The organism is Pseudomonas sp. GL-RE-29 (genome assembly GCF_019947275.1).
In the GTDB taxonomy this organism is placed as follows: Bacteria; Pseudomonadota; Gammaproteobacteria; order Pseudomonadales; family Pseudomonadaceae; genus Aquipseudomonas; species Aquipseudomonas fluorescens_A.
This window is the reverse complement of sequence record NZ_JAGYGD010000002.1, coordinates 215,382-232,223: the sequence shown is the minus strand read 5'-3', so window position 1 is coordinate 232,223 and position 16,842 is coordinate 215,382. Positions and strand designations below refer to the sequence as shown.

At 57.9% G+C, this 16,842-nt stretch carries 17 protein-coding genes and 1 tRNA gene; 8 read left to right on the top strand and 10 right to left on the bottom strand.

Going from position 1 to position 16,842, the window contains the following annotated elements:
- Positions 1 to 3 precede the first annotated feature (3 nt).
- From aguA to KGB21_RS02815, 3 genes are all read left to right on the top strand, one after another.
- The gene (aguA, locus tag KGB21_RS02825) at positions 4 to 1,110 is read left to right on the top strand and encodes an agmatine deiminase (protein WP_034148502.1); all 1,107 of its coding nucleotides are present in this window, start codon (positions 4 to 6) and stop codon (positions 1,108 to 1,110) included.
- A 246-nt stretch (positions 1,111 to 1,356) separates the two neighbouring features.
- Positions 1,357 to 1,569, top strand: a complete 213-nt coding sequence (locus tag KGB21_RS02820) for a hypothetical protein (protein ID WP_034148503.1) — start codon at positions 1,357 to 1,359, stop codon at positions 1,567 to 1,569.
- A 477-nt stretch (positions 1,570 to 2,046) separates the two neighbouring features.
- The gene (locus KGB21_RS02815; protein WP_034148504.1) at positions 2,047 to 3,351 is read left to right on the top strand and encodes an OprD family porin; all 1,305 of its coding nucleotides are present in this window, start codon (positions 2,047 to 2,049) and stop codon (positions 3,349 to 3,351) included.
- A gap of 100 nt (positions 3,352 to 3,451) precedes the next feature.
- On the opposite strand, the gene KGB21_RS02810 is transcribed toward KGB21_RS02815, so the two are convergent.
- The 3 genes from KGB21_RS02810 to KGB21_RS02800 are packed head-to-tail and all read right to left on the bottom strand — an operon-like array spanning position 3,452 to position 6,782.
- Positions 3,452 to 5,029: a M48 family metallopeptidase gene (locus KGB21_RS02810; RefSeq protein ID WP_223503460.1), complete on the bottom strand. Its 1,578-nt coding sequence runs from the start codon at positions 5,027 to 5,029 to the stop codon at positions 3,452 to 3,454.
- Positions 5,030 to 5,039: 10 nt separating this feature from the next.
- A complete protein-coding gene (locus KGB21_RS02805; RefSeq protein ID WP_034148506.1) occupies positions 5,040 to 5,402 on the bottom strand; it encodes a hypothetical protein in 363 nt (120 codons plus the stop codon).
- 39 nt (positions 5,403 to 5,441) lie between these two features.
- Positions 5,442 to 6,782, bottom strand: coding sequence for a CHASE2 domain-containing protein (locus tag KGB21_RS02800; RefSeq protein ID WP_034148507.1), 1,341 nt, complete (start codon positions 6,780 to 6,782; stop codon positions 5,442 to 5,444).
- 267 nt (positions 6,783 to 7,049) lie between these two features.
- On the opposite strand from KGB21_RS02800, the gene KGB21_RS02795 reads away from it, so the two are divergent.
- The 4 genes from KGB21_RS02795 (at position 7,050) to KGB21_RS02780 (ending at position 9,570) form a co-directional block, all read left to right on the top strand.
- Positions 7,050 to 7,268: a tautomerase family protein gene (locus tag KGB21_RS02795; RefSeq protein ID WP_034148508.1), complete on the top strand. Its 219-nt coding sequence runs from the start codon at positions 7,050 to 7,052 to the stop codon at positions 7,266 to 7,268.
- Complete coding sequence (locus KGB21_RS02790; protein ID WP_034148509.1) at positions 7,265 to 7,909, top strand: DsbA family oxidoreductase; 645 nt, start codon at positions 7,265 to 7,267, stop codon at positions 7,907 to 7,909. Before KGB21_RS02795 ends, KGB21_RS02790 begins: the two co-directional genes overlap by 4 nt.
- A 44-nt stretch (positions 7,910 to 7,953) precedes the next feature.
- On the top strand, positions 7,954 to 8,664 hold the full coding sequence (locus KGB21_RS02785) for an SDR family NAD(P)-dependent oxidoreductase (RefSeq protein WP_223503458.1): 711 nt from the start codon (positions 7,954 to 7,956) through the stop codon (positions 8,662 to 8,664).
- Between the two features lie 63 nt (positions 8,665 to 8,727).
- A complete protein-coding gene (locus KGB21_RS02780) occupies positions 8,728 to 9,570 on the top strand; it encodes an oxidoreductase (protein ID WP_034148511.1) in 843 nt (280 codons plus the stop codon).
- A gap of 77 nt (positions 9,571 to 9,647) precedes the next feature.
- Here the strand turns inward: KGB21_RS02780 and KGB21_RS02775 are convergent.
- From KGB21_RS02775 to KGB21_RS02750, 6 genes are all read right to left on the bottom strand, one after another.
- Positions 9,648 to 9,723: transfer RNA gene (locus KGB21_RS02775), tRNA-Thr, on the bottom strand.
- A 440-nt stretch (positions 9,724 to 10,163) separates the two neighbouring features.
- On the bottom strand, positions 10,164 to 11,393 hold the full coding sequence (locus KGB21_RS02770) for a methyltransferase (RefSeq protein WP_223503456.1): 1,230 nt from the start codon (positions 11,391 to 11,393) through the stop codon (positions 10,164 to 10,166).
- A complete protein-coding gene (locus KGB21_RS02765; protein WP_034148513.1) occupies positions 11,374 to 12,063 on the bottom strand; it encodes an ABC transporter permease in 690 nt (229 codons plus the stop codon). The genes KGB21_RS02770 and KGB21_RS02765 overlap by 20 nt, the downstream gene beginning before the upstream one ends.
- Positions 12,060 to 12,755: an ABC transporter permease gene (locus KGB21_RS02760; protein WP_223503454.1), complete on the bottom strand. Its 696-nt coding sequence runs from the start codon at positions 12,753 to 12,755 to the stop codon at positions 12,060 to 12,062. Before KGB21_RS02760 ends, KGB21_RS02765 begins: the two co-directional genes overlap by 4 nt.
- A gap of 78 nt (positions 12,756 to 12,833) precedes the next feature.
- Positions 12,834 to 13,580 (bottom strand): ABC transporter substrate-binding protein, encoded by a 747-nt coding sequence (locus tag KGB21_RS02755; RefSeq protein ID WP_223503453.1) that lies wholly within the window; start codon positions 13,578 to 13,580, stop codon positions 12,834 to 12,836.
- Positions 13,581 to 13,593: 13 nt separating this feature from the next.
- Positions 13,594 to 14,367 (bottom strand): ABC transporter ATP-binding protein, encoded by a 774-nt coding sequence (locus KGB21_RS02750; protein WP_223503452.1) that lies wholly within the window; start codon positions 14,365 to 14,367, stop codon positions 13,594 to 13,596.
- Positions 14,368 to 14,920: 553 nt separating this feature from the next.
- Between KGB21_RS02750 and gabP the strand changes: the two genes are divergently transcribed.
- Positions 14,921 to 16,312 carry a GABA permease gene (gabP, locus tag KGB21_RS02745; protein WP_034148517.1) on the top strand — a complete coding sequence of 464 codons (1,392 nt, stop codon included), beginning with the start codon at positions 14,921 to 14,923 and terminating at the stop codon, positions 16,310 to 16,312.
- Positions 16,313 to 16,385: 73 nt separating this feature from the next.
- On the opposite strand, the gene KGB21_RS02740 is transcribed toward gabP, so the two are convergent.
- Positions 16,386 to 16,838, bottom strand: coding sequence for a hypothetical protein (locus KGB21_RS02740; protein WP_034148518.1), 453 nt, complete (start codon positions 16,836 to 16,838; stop codon positions 16,386 to 16,388).
- Positions 16,839 to 16,842 lie beyond the last annotated feature (4 nt).

Below are 16,842 nucleotides of genomic sequence, written 5' to 3'. Positions count from 1 at the left end.
GACATGACCACTTTGAGCAGCACCCCTCGCGCAGACGGCTTCTACATGCCGGCCGAGTGGGCACCCCAAACCCAGACCTGGATGATCTGGCCCGAGCGCCCGGACAACTGGCGCCTGGGCGGCAAACCGGCGCAAGCCGCGCACGTCGCGGTGGCCAAAGCCATCGCCCGTTTTGAACCGGTCACGGTGGCAGTCTCCGCCGGCCAATACGAAAACGCCCGTGCCCGTTTGGACGTGCCGAATATCCGCGTCGTAGAAATGTCCAGCGACGACGCCTGGGTCCGCGATACCGGCCCGACATTCGTCATTAATAACAGCGGCGAAGTCCGCGGCGTGAACTGGGATTTCAACTCCTGGGGCGGCTTTGATGGCGGACTGTATTCGCCTTGGAACCGCGACTCGCAGGTGGGCGGCAAGATCCTTGAGATCGAGCGCAGCCAACGCTATCGCACTGAAGGCTTCGTGCTTGAAGGCGGTTCTATCCACGTGGATGGCGAAGGCACGCTGATCACCACCGAAGAGTGTCTGCTCAACCGCAATCGCAACCCGCACCTGAACCGCGCGGAAATCGAAGCGGTGCTCAGCGCCAACCTGGCTGTGGATAAAATCATCTGGTTGCCGGACGGTTTGTACAACGACGAAACCGACGGTCATGTGGATAACTTCTGCTGCTACGTGCGTCCGGGTGAAGTGCTGTTGGCCTGGACCGATGACCCGCAGGATCCAAACTACCCACGCTGCCAGGCTGCAATGAAAGTGCTGCAAAGCAGCACCGATGCCAAAGGTCGCCCATTTACGGTGCACAAGATGCCGATTCCAGGGCCGCTGTATGCGACCGAGGAAGAATGCGCCGGTGTCGACCCGGTGGATGGCACTCAGGAACGTAATCCGTCCGTGCGTTTGGCGGGTTCCTACGTGAACTTCCTGATCGTCAACGGCGGCATCATCGCCCCGAGTTTCGACGACCCGCTGGATGGTCCGGCAAAAGAGATTTTGCAGACCCTGTTTCCGCAGCACGAAGTGGTCATGGTGCCTGGCCGTGAACTGTTACTGGGAGGCGGCAACATTCACTGCCTTACCCAACAACAGCCAGCGCCGCACAAAGAGTGAGTGCAGTTGTAACAGCTTGAGTTAGCGGCGAAATCATTCAGGCAAACGTTTTCGCGCACTGCCTCCTGGCAAGCCCGCAGCCCTTCAGGACTGCGGGTTTTTTTGTATCCGCTTGTCGACAGTTCGCAGACCTTGGCATAGCTCTTGTATCTGCGATGGTGCAATGCAGGGAGGGGGAGAACTTAGTTGTTCTGTCATAAACCTTGGATAAGTTAGGCCGCTCACAAACCAGGAGAGAGCGCTGAAATGAACGCCGAAGTGAATGTGGTGAGCGAGCGGACGTTGCATCCCCTGGCAGTCAATGGTGAATCGCTCCAGATCCTGGCGCACTGGTTCAAGTCCAATGGAACGCGTCAGATCGCAGAATGTGATCCGCGCCGGACGATGATCGAGCGCTACCCCGCTGGTTTATTCAGCGAAGCGGAACTGGATGCGTTGTGGGATGTGATGGAAGGATAAGAAGAAAAAACAACGGATTGATAAAAGAAAAGCGCTGCCAGGATGGCAGCGCTTTTTTTATGGGCGAAGACGCGGACACCCCACCTGTAGGAGCTGGCTTGCCAGCGATGAGGCCATCCCATCCAACGTTGATGTCGGATGAAAAACCGCTATCGCTGGCAAGCCAGCGCCTACAGGAGATTGTGTGGATTCAAACTCTTCATGCCGCGCGCCGATTGAGTTTTTCTGCCAAGTAAAGGCATTTCTTAGACGATTTTTGCCTGGTAACAGACGATTCACGAAATTGACACATCAATAAGGGCGCGGCTACGATTCGGCCAACGCCTGTGGCTGACCGCCATGACCCTAAAATAATAAAAAGGCCCGCCGCGAGTGATCGTGGGCGGGCCTTTTTGTTTGCGGAATGAAAAAAGAGCGCAATAGTGCCGTTTCAGCCGTTCGACACAGCGCGTTTCAACCCGTAATAAGGAAAACAACATGTTGAACAAGCGAATCAGTCTGATCGCTCTGGGGATTTTGAGCGCTACACAGGCCATGGCTAACGACCAGGCCGAATCCAAGGGATTTGTTGAAGACAGCAGCCTCAAAGTGCTACTGCGCAACGCCTACATGAACCGCGACTACAAAGATGGCAACCCGGATAAATCCGAGTGGGGCCAAGCCGCCATCGGTACGTTCTCCTCCGGCTTCACCCAAGGCACCGTTGGTGTGGGTGTGGATGCCTTCGGTCTGTACGCACTCAATCTGGAGCGCAATGAAGACCGTAGCGGCGCACAAGGTATCGATTTCTTCAAGAAAGGTGCCAGCGGCGAGCCGGCTGATGACTTGGCCAAAGGCGGCGCAGCCGTCAAATTCCGCCTGTCCAGCACGACGCTGACCTACGGTGACCAGATGCCGGCCCTGCCGGTGCTGAGCTACGACAACGGGCGTCTGCTGCCGGAAAGCTACACCGGCACCCTGATCACCTCCAAGGAGATCAAGGGCCTGCAACTGGACGCCGGTCGCTTCACCGCCGAATCGCGTAAAAGCGCTGAAGGCCGTGATAGTGGTGGCTTGAAGTCGATCAACGTGTTGGGCGGTAGCTATCAGTTCACCGAACAATTCAAGGCTGCGCTGTATGCGTCCGACGTTGAAGACGTGTTGAAGAAGCAGTACGTGAACGCCAACTACGTTTTCCCGATCGACAAGGATCAGTCCCTGACCCTGGACTTCAACGGCTACCGCACCAAACTGGATAGTGCGTACGTCCGCGAAAACACCATCCCCGGCGAAAGCATCGTCACCGGTGACGACAACAAGATCTGGAGCCTGGCAGCGACCTTCGCCACCGGCCCGCACTCGTTCACCCTCGCTCACCAGCGCAGCACCGGCGACAGCAACCTGGGCTACGCCTACGGCGGCTACCAGAAAGATCAAAACCGCGTCGGTGACGGTGGCAACACCATCTACCTGGCCAACTCCTACTGGTCCGACTTCAACGCTGAAGACGAACGCAGCTGGCAGCTGGGCTACGGCCTGGACTTCAGCACCTTCGGTGTTCCGGGCCTGAGCTACAACTTCGCTTACGTGCGCGGTGACAACATCACCACCTCCACCAGCGAAGGCGGCACCGAGCGCGAAATCTTCAACCAGTTCAAGTACGTCGTACAAAGCGGCCCGGCCAAAGACCTGAGCGTGAAACTGCGCAGCTCGATCCTGCGCGTGTCGCAGAAGTCGAGCGAGTACAACGTCAGCGGTAACGAAGTGCGTGTGTTTGTGGATTACCCGATCAATATTTTCTGATGATCGATTGCAGTATCGAGGCCTGACTCAAGGCTGGAAAAAAGAAGCCCCGACTGGTTCGGGGCTTCTTTTTGCTTAAGGTTTTGCAGTGACTGTGGCTTCAGGCTTTTACCGGAGCCAGTTTTTTGCAGCTTTCCTTGCGGGTGGGGTACTGCTCGCACTTACTGAGAACCGCCTGCACCTGTGCAGCGTTTTTGAGTTGCTGGTTGGCCAGCAGCTTTTCGGTAATGAACAATTCTTCCGAACCCAGGTTCCGCTCTGCCTTGTCGATCATGGCCAGTGCCGATTGAGCATCACCGCGCTTGAGGTGGTAACCGATCATCAGGTCATAGATGGACGGGCCGGCCAGTGACCAATCCTTGATTGACTCAAGATCTTTCAGTGCTTCGGCGCTCTTGCCTTGCGCAATATGCACGGCAAATGCGGTTCGACGAATGCCGGGCTGGTCTTTTACCGGCGAGGACAGCGCACGCTGGTTAAGTGCGTCGGCCTCACTCAGCTTGCCTTGCTCCAGTGCGGCGGTCGCCGCGTAAGCGTCCTTGTAAGCCTGCGTGGCGGCAACGACGGGCGCGGCATCGCGGACCTTCGGCCAGCTGCGTGTATCGACCCGGGCTCGGCGCTCCTGGCGGTACTCGCGTTGAAGGTACTGTCGAAGCTCCTCATCGCGGTCCATCGGTGACATGTGCGAGCGATTGAAGTACTCACTTGTCGCGGTGATGCTGGTGGTCAGTCCCTGATTGATCAGTACATCCAGTTCTTTGGTGAAACTATTGAGATTGAAGTGCTCAAGTGATTGCTGCATCGCGGTCTTGCGTTCACTGAGAAAGCTGCCGAGCAGCGGCTTTTGTTTGCCCTGGAAATCGTTCAGGCGTTGCAGGCTGTAACTGGCGGCACGAGGCGCATATCCGGCACGGATCATCAAGTCGGTGCCCAACAGATCCGCCTGATCTTCCTGGCTACGACCCCAGGCCGTGCTCCAGATGTTGTCCGAAAAGCTGTTGGCCAGTGCGGTGTATAAAACCGTATTGCCAATGGTCTTTTGCGTACCGAGGGGATCCTTGCTGATCAACTTCATCGTTCCGGAACTGCGGTCCACGCCGGTGTTGGAGGCCATCGCGGCGAACACCACCGTCGTGGCGATGTTGGTCATCAGTTCTTTCTGCTCCTTGAAGGCCGCCACGCGATCGTGGTGGCGCAGCAGCACATGGCTCATTTCGTGCCCCAGCATGGCCGCGATTTCGTCTTCGCTTTCGACGTTATCCAGCATGCCCAGCGGAACGAACACATTACCTACCGAATCCGCCGACGGCCCGAAGCTGTAGCTGTCGGTGATCCGTACCTGCAACGCAGGCATCTCGCCGGGCCAGCCCTTGGACAACCTGGTGACGATGCCCTGCAAGTAGTTCTGCAGCATCGGGATATCCACCAGATTGTTCTGGCGGGTCTCATGGGCGGGAATGGCGTGGCCGTCATAGCTCAAGCGCTGTTTGCTCTGTTGCTGCACGTCGAGTTTGTAGTGCTGACGAACGTCTGCGTTTTCGACGTACTTACCGGCGACTCTGGATTGAGTCGAAGGACCTACCAGGTTCATCACCGCATCATTGGCGCCATTGAGGGTGCTACAGCCGCTGAGCAACGAACCGGCGAGGATCGACAGCGCAAGGACAGACCTTTTCATGACCGACCCCTTATTGTTTGCAGCCCGCACCAAAACCGATGGTCGAGTTGTTCTGGCTGTCGGCAATCTTGCTTGCCGGCATTTTCTGGCACGGCAGTTTCACCATTTTGCTGGGGTTCAAGCGCAAGTCCATGGTGTCCAGCCAGACTTTTCGGCCCGCCAGTTCAACCTGCACCAGCTCCAGCGACTCGTTGTATTGCAGCACCGGGAGCGGATTTTTCGGTGCGTCCTTCAACGGCAGCTCGCGTTCGAGTTTTCCTTGTTCGTCGAGCAACGCGATCGGATCGGCGAGAAATGCTTCAACAGTGGGCGCGGCGGCCAAAACTGCCTGGCTGAATACGGCGGCAAGTAAAAACAGGGCTGTTCTGGTCATCCTTGATTCCTTTTTTATTTGATGAGAATGCGTGGGCAATCAGTTCTTGCGGGCAAAAAATTCCTGGATTTTTTCGCTGAATATCGCCAGCGAAATCATCAGGACAGCGAGCACATTGACGGGTGTGTAGTGGAACTTGTGAAGCCCGTAGCTCAGTAGCAGGAGCACGCTAACGACCAGTGCGAAGGACAGGAGCGACGAGCTGAAAAAACCGCTTCTTCCGACGTTCATTCCGATGATTCCCGACGCTGGACTCTGTCGCTCATGTAACGCTTTCAGCAGCGCGATCAGCCCAAGCAGCGCAATCTCCACCAGGTCGAGCCAATTGACATCGGATCTCGGCAGGTTGGCCGGCTCACGGTTATAGTTCATGCCCAATGTGATGAGGTTATCCAGCGCCATGGCATGCAGGTAAATGCCGGGGATTTTGCCGTGCACGGGCGAATGGACCAGATCGCCGGTGGAGGTGATGTTGGCGCCGACCAGTACCAGGCGATCACGCAGCAGTTCGGCGAGCAGGGCTCGGTCCTCGGGTGTACTGGCCTCCAGGTCGCTGGCCGAAAGTGTGAAGTTATAGAGGCAGCGCGATTGATCGGGCCCGGCGAGCTTCCAGAAAATCGCCTGGAAAAACTCTTTCGCCATATCGACGAAGAAGCCTTTGGGTGCGGAGCAGTGAGCGATATCGGCGATGCGCATCTGTTGTGGGGCGAGATTGACTCCCCACTGAATGGCCATGGGGGGCGCCTCAATGGCGGCTTGCATATCGCTTGGAAGATCAACGCAGGAATTGGCCTGGCAATACTGGCGATACATTGAGAGCGCCGGTGTTTCCATGGGACCCAGCGGCGTTTCGAACGCCAGCGGGTACTTATCGCCCAACCCGCTCCACACGACCAATGCCGGACTGCTGACCCTGGCCAGATTGGCCAGCGTGTTGGCCTGTCCCTCTTCGCCGCGTTCCTGGCCCGTATTGGCCAACAACAATGGAATGCCCTGATGGCGGTAGCGTTCGAAGACGTTGGCCAGTAACTGGCTACCCTGAGCCGGGTCGCCCACGGAGTGATCGTGGCTATACAGGAAATCCACGAATACGGCCTTCGGCTTGTACGCCAGCAAGCGTTTGAACAGCTTGCTTTGCTCGCCGTATGGCATTGGCCAGTGTGTGTTGTTGCGCATCAGGTACGCGTCGTCGATCAGAATGACCGCGATTTGCTGTTGCCCGGTGTCTTTGTAGCTGCTGGCAAATACCCGATTCAGCCATTGCGCCGAGGCATTGTTGCTCGAACTTGAAAGCCCGAAAGGGTCAAGCACAGCGAGGGCGACGACAAGGGCTCCAAGCACGTACTGCCATCGAGAAAATAGTGGTGGTCTGGCCGACATCCCTGTCTCGATAAAGTCAAATGAGCCGACGTTTTAAGTGAATGCGATGGCTGATGTCAAGGTGCCATCTTTTATGGGTGGTCGTTCTGGCGCCAATGATCCAGGATGGGTGCAGGCGTTTTCAGCCGATCATCGGCACCGCAACCCATTACACCGCGTAACTAATGATGTTCCCGTTCCCACCTTTATCCCCTCCAGCTAACTCCATACATTGAGCTCCAACGCCTCTCCCATCATCCCGACGGGAAGGTCACTGGAGTTTCCCTCATGCCTTTCGTAAGCGTACGCATCACCCGCGATGGCGTTACCACTGAGCAGAAAGCTCAGGTGATCGCGGAAATCACTGGAACACTGGAACGCGTCCTCAACAAGCGTCCGGACCTGACCCATATCGTCATCGAAGAAGTCGACACCGATAACTGGGGTTACGCCGGGATCACCACCACTCAGTACCGCAAGCAACTGGCGGAAGAGGGGCAGTCATGACGCCGTCGGTCACCGTCGATTTCGTCTCCGACGTGGTGTGTCCGTGGTGCGCACTGGGAGCGACGGCGCTGGAGCAGGCGATCGAGAACGTGGCGGGTGAGGTGTCGGTCGAGCTGACCTACAAGCCTTTCGAACTCAACCCGAACATGCCGGCCGAAGGCGAAAAAGCGGTCGAGCACTTGATGCGCAAATACGGACGTACCGCCCAGGACGTCGCCAATGGCAAAGCGATGCAGATCGAACGCGGCAATGCCATCGGCTTCAAGTTCGACCTGGAGAAGCGCACCCACTTCTACAACACCTTCGACGCTCACCGGTTGTTGCTTTGGGCGCTAGAGGAAGGGCGTCAGGTGGCGCTGAAAAAGATCCTGCTGCGCGCTTACTTCAGCGAAGGCCAGAACCCGAGTGATCAGCCGACGCTGGTGCGCTTGGCCGTAGAAGCAGGGTTGGACGAGAAGCGTGCACGCCAGGTGTTGGCGTCTGGCGAGTTTGCCGACGAGGTGCGTGAGCTTGAGGAGTTTTACCGGCAGCACGGCATCAATTCGGTGCCGGCCATGGTGCTCAATGGCCGCCACCTGGTGTCCGGATCGCAGTCGGTCGAGTACTACGAACAGATGTTGAGACAAATGGCGCAGGCCTGATTAGTTGCTTTTTCAAACCATCATTTAATTAGTAGAGGTTCATCATGAGCAATTCGAAAAAAGTCGTTGTCATCACTGGCGCATCCCAAGGTCTCGGCGACGGCATGGTCAAGGCCTTCCGTGAACTCGGTTACCAGATCGTCGCGACCTCGCGTTCGATCAAGCCATCGACCGATCCGGACATCCTCACCGTGGCTGGCGACATCGGCGAACCAGTGACGGCACAGCGCGTGATTCGTGAAGCGATCGCCCGTTTCGGCCGCGTCGACACCCTGATCAACAACGCCGGGATCTTCATCGCCAAGCCGTTCACCGCGTACACCGCAGAAGACTACGCGAACGTGTTGTCGGTGAACGTCAACGGCTTCTTCTACATCACCCAACTGGCTATCGCCGAAATGGAAAAACAGGGCAGCGGTCACGTGGTCAACATCACCACCAGCCTGGTAGACCACGCCATCGACGGCGTGCCATCGGTACTGGCCTCGCTGACCAAAGGTGGCTTGAACGCAGCAACTAAATCCCTGGCCATCGAATACGCCAAACGCGGTATTCGGGTGAACGCGGTTTCCCCGGGCATCATCAAAACCCCGATGCACGGCCAAGAAACCCACGCCGCACTCGGCGCACTGCACCCGGTCGGGCACATGGGCGAGATCGAAGACATTGCTCAGGCGGTCGTGTACCTGGACAACGCCAAGTTTGTCACCGGCGAAATCCTGCACGTGGATGGTGGTCAGAGCGCAGGTCACTAAGACCTCACCTGTCCACAACGCCGTCGATCGATATCGACGGCGTTTTTATTTGGAGAGCGCACCATGAACGCCCACGTTCACAAGGTTTTCCTGATCACCGGGGTCAGCTCGGGCTTCGGCCTGGCTTTTTCACAAGCAGCGCTGGCGGCGGGGCACACGGTGGTGGGGACGGTGCGGCGCGAAGCCGAGCGGGCTGCGTTCGAAGCCCTGCACGCACATCGCGCCAAAGCGTTAGTACTCGACGTCACAGACTTTGCGGCGATTGAACCCTTGGTGGCCGATATCCTTCGTGAGGTAGGCCGGATAGACGTGCTGGTGAACAACGCCGGTTACGGTCATGAAGGCATTCTCGAAGAGTCGCCGCTGACTGAAATGCAACGTCAGTTCGACGTCAATGTGTTTGGCGCGGTGGCAATGATCAAGGCGGTTCTGCCTGGTATGCGAGAACGGCGCAGCGGGCATATCGTCAACATCACTTCCATGGCTGGCTTCATCACCTTGCCGGGGATCGCTTACTACAGCGGCAGCAAATTCGCCCTTGAAGGTGTCAGTGAAGCGCTGGCCAAAGAAGTAGAAGGTCTGGGCATCCACGTGACGGCCGTGGCCCCGGGCTCGTTTCGAACCGAATGGGCAGGCCGCTCGATGATCCGATCGGGTCGCACGCTGGATGACTACGACGCAGTGTTCAATCCGGTCCGCAAGGCGCGAGAAGAAAAGAGCGGCAAGCAGGCGGGCGATCCCCACAAAGCTGCGCAGGCATTGTTGACCCTGGTGGCTGCAGAGAAGCCGCCGGTTCATTTGTTACTGGGTAAGGATGCGGTGGGGCTGGTGCGCCAAAAAATTGCAAACCTGCAGGCGGAAATCGATGCCTGGGAGCATCTTTCGGCATCGACGGAGTTCGATTGATCGAAACCGTTGGCGTAGGAAATTCAAATCCCGGAAACAACAAAGCCCTCGTATTGCTACGAGGGCTTTGTTTTGTATGGTGCCGGCACCAGGAATCGAACCCGGGACCTACTGATTACAAGTCAGTTGCTCTACCATCTGAGCTATACCGGCGTGTCAGGGCGACGATTATAGCGATTGGGTTGGTTCTGTAAACCCCTGAATTCTGACTATTTTTGCGTAAGCCTTTGTCGAGGATTAATAGCGCTCTCCGCTTGTGATCTAGCGCGGTAATCGCTCCTCTACTTTCCACGCTTTTAGTGGAAAACCTTTACAGGTTTATCAGTCGCAGAGAATTCTCGTTTTCTGCTCAAGCAGCCCTTTAGAACGGCGGTTATGTCCTTTTCGTCGAATGCTTATGCACAACGGGATTTGTGTCGGGCCGTCTATATGACGGATTTGTGGATCCGTTCTCATTTGTGCGCAAATCACTGTTTTACGGGTTTTTTATTTTGTGTACGAAAACTGAACAGTATCGTTTCACCCCTGAAACAGCTGTAAATATTGGATCCACGATATTTTCATCAACAGAGTTATCCACAGGCTGTGATGGATTAATCGCGTTCCGCCAATATCAGCAAATTGCGCGGTGTGAGCGGGGTTTTGCAGAAGGTGCCGAGTTGAACGGTGTAGCCCTGCTCAAGGAGAAAAAGCGCTCGATCGAGAACCAGCCAAAGCTCCAGCGGGCGTCGGAAAAGCCCGCGCAGCAGCTCCAGGTTGCGGACTTGCGCCAGGCGCTGCCAACCGGCAGCCTCCAGGGCTGACCAGTCTTGCGAGCCGATTGTGGATAAGTCTTTTAGTCGGGCCAAATGATGGCAGTACTCGGTGAACGGTTTATCAAGCCAGGTGCTGGAAAGGGACGGAGTTGGCAAGTATTCGTCAATGCCGCGCAGTTGCCGTTGTAGCAGGTCGAAAGCCAGGCGCCGCGCCATGGAGGTGTCGCGCTGACGTCGGACGCGAGCGCCGGCGGTGACGGTTTCACTCATTGGCAGCGCGAGATCGTCGAGGGACAGTTGTAGGCCGGATCTTTGTGCGGACGAGGAAATCGGTGAGTACTGGGACAGACTGATCCGGTTGTAGCAACACGGTGCGACGGCGAGTTGCTTGCAGCCTCCCGCGCTGGCGAGCTGGATCAATCTCACATGCAAATCCCCGCAGGCATGCAGGGCGACGGGTGTGTGGTCAGCCTTTATCAGGGCGGCCACTTCACTCGCGAGCACATCCTGCTCGACATGCAGCGCATGCAACTGGTGACGTTGGCTGAGGGCTTGGCCGCTGGCAACCAGCGCCGGGTCATATTCCAGGCATGTCAGCTGTTGGCCGGTTTGTAGCAGTCGACGCCCCAAGTGTCCTTTACCCGAGCACCAATCCAGCCAATGTGTGGGGGCAGAAGCAAACGACAAACGACTGGCGAAGGCTTCGATTTGCTCCCACTTGCGTCCTGGCACATCAACATTCAGGCGATGACCCGGTGCTTCTAGCGCATGCGCGGGCAGTTCACCTATCGTGCTCAATTCCAGTGACATCGCAGCCAACGAAGCAAAAGGCTCCGGCGCATCCAGAAGGGCGGGTTGGTTGTGAGCGTTTTCCGCGTCTTCCAGCGAGCGCCCGCGTAGCCAAGTGGCCAACTCGGGGTAGGAGGTTTCCCAAGGAAGTTGCAGATGAGTGAACGGTCGAGGTTTCCACAGCGCCTGATGCTGTGTCAGAAAAGCATCGAGCGCCGTGAAACGGGCGAGTAGGGTCTCGCCCGTCAGTACGTGGGAATCAGCGTCCTTGGCAGGCATCGACGCGCAACCAGCGCTCCAGCAGCTTGAAGCCGCGCACCAGCACATAAGCCATCACCAGGTAGAACATGCCGGCGGCGAAAAAGATCTCCACCGGCAGGTAAGTGCGGGCAATGATGGTACGGGCCATGCCGGTCAGTTCCAGCAAGGTTACGGTGCTGGCCAGGGCGCTGGCCTTGAGCATCAGGATCACTTCGTTGCTGTAGGCCGGCAGGCCGATGCGCGCGGCGCGGGGCAGCATGATGTAGATCATTGCCTTGGCCTTGGACATGCCCAGCGCTCGCGCCGCTTCGATCTCGCCCGGTGGAATCGCCTGAATCGCACCGCGCAGGATCTCGGCGATGTAGGCCGCGGTGTGCAGGGTCATGGTGGCGGTGGCGCACCAGAACGGATCGCGCAAGTAGGGCCACATCGAACTGTTACGGATCGCGTCGAACTGCGCCAGGCCGTAGTAGACCAGGAACAGCTGAACCAGTAACGGCGTGCCACGGAAAAAGAAGATGTAGCCGTAAGGAAACGCCCGCACCCACCACAGGCGCGACGAGCGTGCGATGCCCAGTGGAATCGCCAGCAGCAGGCCGGCGATCACGGCGATCGCCACCAGTTCCAGGGTCAGGGTTGCGCCCTGGGCCAGTTTCGGCAGCCACTTGATGATGACTTCCCAGTTCATTGGGTGCTCCTCGCGAAGCCGCGAGCGGCGCGTCTTTCCAGGAAGTGCATGCCGGTCATGGCCAGGATCGTCAGGCTCAGGTACATGAACGCCGCGACCATATAGAAGGTGAACGGTTGCTTGGACACGGTCACGCCGATTTGCGCGTGACGCATGATTTCTTCCAGGCCGATCACCGACACCAGTGCGGTGTCCTTCATCAGGATCATGAACAGGTTGCCCAGGCCGGGCAGGGCGATGCGCCACATCTGCGGCATGATCAACTTGGTGAAGATCCGCCACTTCGAAAGGCCCAGGGCCACGCCGGCCTCACGATGGCCTTTCGGAATGGCGAGGATCGCGCCGCGAAACACTTCCGTGGCGTAGGCGCCAAAGCACAGGCCCAGCGCAATCACGCCAGCGGCGAAGGCGTTGAGTTCAAGGTCGGGGTTGCCGAAAAGCTCGCCCAGGGCACGCATCAGATTCACGGTGCCGAAATAGATCAACAGCACCCAGAGCAATTCCGGGATACCGCGAACCAAAGTCGAATAAGTGCCGCCAAGCCATTGCAGCGGCTTGTACGGGGAAGTCTTGGCCAAGGCGCCAAGCAGACCGAGCACCAGCCCCAGGCACAGGGCCGAGAGTGCCAGTTTCACAGTCATCAGCGCGCCAGCGGCGAGCGCCGGGCCGAATCCGTAGAGGTCGATAATCATGGATTTCTTTTCAAATCGCGGCAGGCAAGGCCGGGGACCGGCGACGTCTGAAGGCGGCGCCGGTCCGGCAGGTCAGTATCAATAGATGCTGAACGGGAAGTACTTGTCGTTGATCTTCTTGTAGGTGCCGTCAGCGACGATTTCTTTCAGCGCCAGGTTCAGCTTGGCGCGGATCGGGTCGTTCTTACGCACCGCGATACCGATCTTGTCGCTTTCTTCCACCGGGTCGCCCTTGAATTCGTAAGAACGGCCGGCGTCGCTTTTCAGCCACTCGTAGTTGACGTACTTGTCGGCCAGGATGCCGTCCAGACGACCGGAGGTCAGATCGAGGTAGGCGTTTTCCTGGGTGTCATAGAGTTTGACTTCAACGCCTTCCATGTTGTCTTCCAGCCAGGTGCCGGCGAGGGTCGCACGTTGTGCACCGATCACTTTTCCTTGCAGGGAAGCCTTGTCGGTTTTGAAGTCGACGTCTTTCTTGGCGATGAATTGCAGTTTGTTGGAGTAGTACGGGTCGGTGAAGTCCACCGCTTGCTTGCGCTCGTCGGTGATCGACATCGAGGAAATCAGGAAGTCGAACTTCTTGGCGTTCAGGGCCGGGATGATGCCGTCCCAGTCGGAGGTCACGACGGTGCACTCGACTTTCATCTTGGCGCACAGGGCGTCGCCGATTTCCTTGTCGAAGCCAACGACATTGCCACTGGCATCTTTATTGTTGAACGGCGGGTAGGCCGCTTCGATGCCCATCTTCAGGGTTTCGGCCATGGCACCGGCACTGAACGCCAGGGTGACGGCGGCAGCCAGGAAGACCTTTTTGTAGTTCTGCATGCGGGTAGCTCCGTTAGCGGTTGCTGGACATGAATTGTTTGCAGCGCGCCGAAAGCGGGTTTTCAAACACCTGCTGTGGCGATCCTTGCTCTTCTACCAAGCCCTGGTGGAGGAACACCACTTCGCTGGAGACCTGACGGGCAAAGCCCATTTCGTGGGTCACGAGCAACATGGTGCGGCCTTCTTCGGCCAGTGCACGGATGACATTAAGTACTTCCTGGACCATTTCCGGGTCAAGCGCGGAGGTGGGCTCGTCGAACAGGATGACATTCGGCCGCATGGCCAGGGTGCGGGCGATGGCCGCGCGTTGTTGTTGACCGCCGGACAATTGCGCCGGGTAGGCGTGGCGCTTGTCGAAGATGCCGACCTTGTTCAGTAACGCTTCGGCGCCTTCGATAGCCTCGGCCTTGCTCTGGCCGAGTACGCGGCGCGGGGCTTCGATGATGTTGTCGAGCACGCTCATGTGCGGCCACAGATTAAAGTTTTGAAACACAAAACCAATCTCGCTGCGCAGGCGGTTGATCTGCTTGCCGTCGGCTGCGACCAGTTCACCGTTCTTCGCGGCTTTGAGCTTGAGCTCTTCGCCGGCCACCAGAATCTGGCCCTGATGCGGGTTCTCCAGCAGGTTGATGCAGCGCAGGAATGTTGACTTGCCGGAGCCGGAAGAACCCAGGATCGAGATCACATCGCCGTCGCGGGCGGTCAGCGAGATGCCTTTGAGCACCTCCAGCGAGCCGTAGCGTTTGTGCAAGTTGCGGATTTCAAGCGCGGGCGTGGCCTCAGCCATGTGCGTTCCTCATTGTGTATTCGCTCCTGCTGTTGGGTGGCCTTCCTGGCGAGGCGGCCAAGCTAGCATAGCGTTTCAAAGGCAGCCAACAGCGCTACGGGCAGTAAACGGGTGGCGTGTGGCAGGTTGTCGCATCGGCACAGCAGACTGTCGCCCCATCAACAACCGAACAGCCGTTTGAACGAGAGTTTTCCGGGCTGTCGCGTAAAAAAAGGCGCGATGTTGCCAGCTTTGGCGGGGGGTTGGAAGCGCTAACGGGCCAAAGGTTGCAGATCCGCACTTTTATCGTGCGTCGTACCGTTTTCAGGTGTGTTTCCGGTGCGCTGCTTCGTTCAATAAAGTGAGTCGCTGGGTAACGTTCTGGCAAAGTGCCATTAATTTCAATGGCTTGCGATGACTGTCCGGTCAGGGCGGAATTCCCGTGTTAGATGGTTTTGAAACATTTTGGCGCAAATATTGCGTGCAGATTCCGGAACGCCCCGTTTGTTTCTTTTTACAAGAGCGAACACAAGCGGGATGCACGCATTCGCTTTTCCTTACAAAGGTAGTTTCAATGAGCAGTACCCAAAGCTCTAACGGCCTCGAACAGGGGCTCAAACCGCGGCATGTCACCATGCTGTCGATCGCCGGGGTTATCGGTGCCGGCCTGTTCGTTGGCTCGGGCCACGCCATTGCTGCAGCAGGCCCGGCCGTGCTCCTGGCTTACGCCGCCGCCGGCATGCTGGTGGTGTTGGTGATGCGCATGCTCGGTGAAATGGCTGTTGCCTCGCCGGACACGGGCTCCTTCTCGACATACGCCGATCGCGCGATTGGTCACTGGGCCGGCTTCACCATCGGCTGGCTGTACTGGTGGTTCTGGGTGCTCGTCATCCCGTTGGAAGCCAACGCCGCCGCGACTATCCTGCATGCCTGGTTCCCGGGCGTGGACATCTGGGCCTTCGCCCTGGTCATCACCATGCTGCTGACCGTCACCAACCTGTTCAGCGTTAAGAACTACGGCGAGTTCGAGTTCTGGTTCGCCCTGATCAAGGTTCTGGCGATCATCGGCTTCATTGTCCTTGGCGTCATGGCCATCTTCGGCTTCCTGCCAGGCAGCCAGGTGAGCGGGGTATCACACCTGTTCGACACCCAAGGCTTCCTGCCAAACGGCATGGGCGCAGTATTGGGTGCCATCCTGACCACCATGTTTTCCTTCATGGGTACCGAGATCGTGACCATCGCGGCCGCGGAATCGAAGAACCCAGGCAAGCAAATTTCCAAGGCCACCAACTCGGTGATCTGGCGGATCGGCTTGTTCTACCTCGTCTCGATCTTCATCGTCGTGGCCCTGGTGCCATGGAATGATCCGGTCCTGGCCAGCCTCGGTTCTTACCAGACCGTGCTTGAGCGCATGGGCATCCCGAACGCCAAGATGATCGTCGACATCGTGGTACTGGTCGCCGTGACCAGCTGCCTGAACTCGGCGCTCTACACCTCGTCCCGCATGTTGTTCTCCCTGGGCAAGCGCGGTGATGCACCAGCCGTTTCCACCCGTACCAACAAAAGTGGCACGCCATACTGGGCGGTAATGCTGTCCACTGGCGCAGCGTTCCTGGCAACTTTCGCCAACTACGTCGCCCCGGCCGCGGTGTTCGAATTCCTGCTGGCCAGCTCCGGCGCCATTGCGCTGCTGGTGTACCTGGTGATCGCGATCTCGCAACTGCGCATGCGCAAGCAGCGTATGGCTCGCGGTGAGAAAATCGTCTTCAGCATGTGGCTGTTCCCGGGCCTGACCTACGCGGTGATCGTGTTCATCGTCGCAGCCCTGACCATCATGCTGTTCCAGGACGCCCACCGCGTGGAAATCCTCGCGACCGGACTGCTCAGCGCTCTGGTGGTGGCTTCCGGTTTGCTGGTTGCTCGACGTCGCAAGGTGCAGAAAGCGGGTGCGGTGGTACTGAACTGATTCGTACCGCATGACGCAAAACGGCCGCTGTCAGTGATGACAAGCGGCCGTTTTTGTTTCTGGCGGTGAGTATTTACTCGCCTTTCTCTTCCGGCGCATCCAGCGACTCTCGATAAGCGTCCAGTGCAATGCCGAAATCGGCGATGAACTGCGGTTCGCTCAGCCAGGCCTGGGCGGTCTCGCGGTCCATGCCGTCGGCCCACATGCGGTAGTCGATCAGCATGTCAGCGGCCAGGTGGGTGGCGGCCATGCCTTCGTCGTCGGCGTTTTCCATGTCCAGCAATTCAGGATGGTCGACGATGATAAAGGCGAGATCCGAGAGTAAAACCGAGAGCATCTCGCCGCGGCTTACGGCTTCCGCATCGCGCATTTTGCTGAACATCGCCAGGGTGTATTCCGGGATCGGCTCGGCGAGGTGGCCGAGGTCATCGTCCAGCGCGGCGGGTTTGCGGCCGTGGATATTGATTTGTTTAGCTTTGGCTTTTGCGCGCTTGGCGCGTTTCTGCTGCTTGTTCAGGGAGGCCATGGGA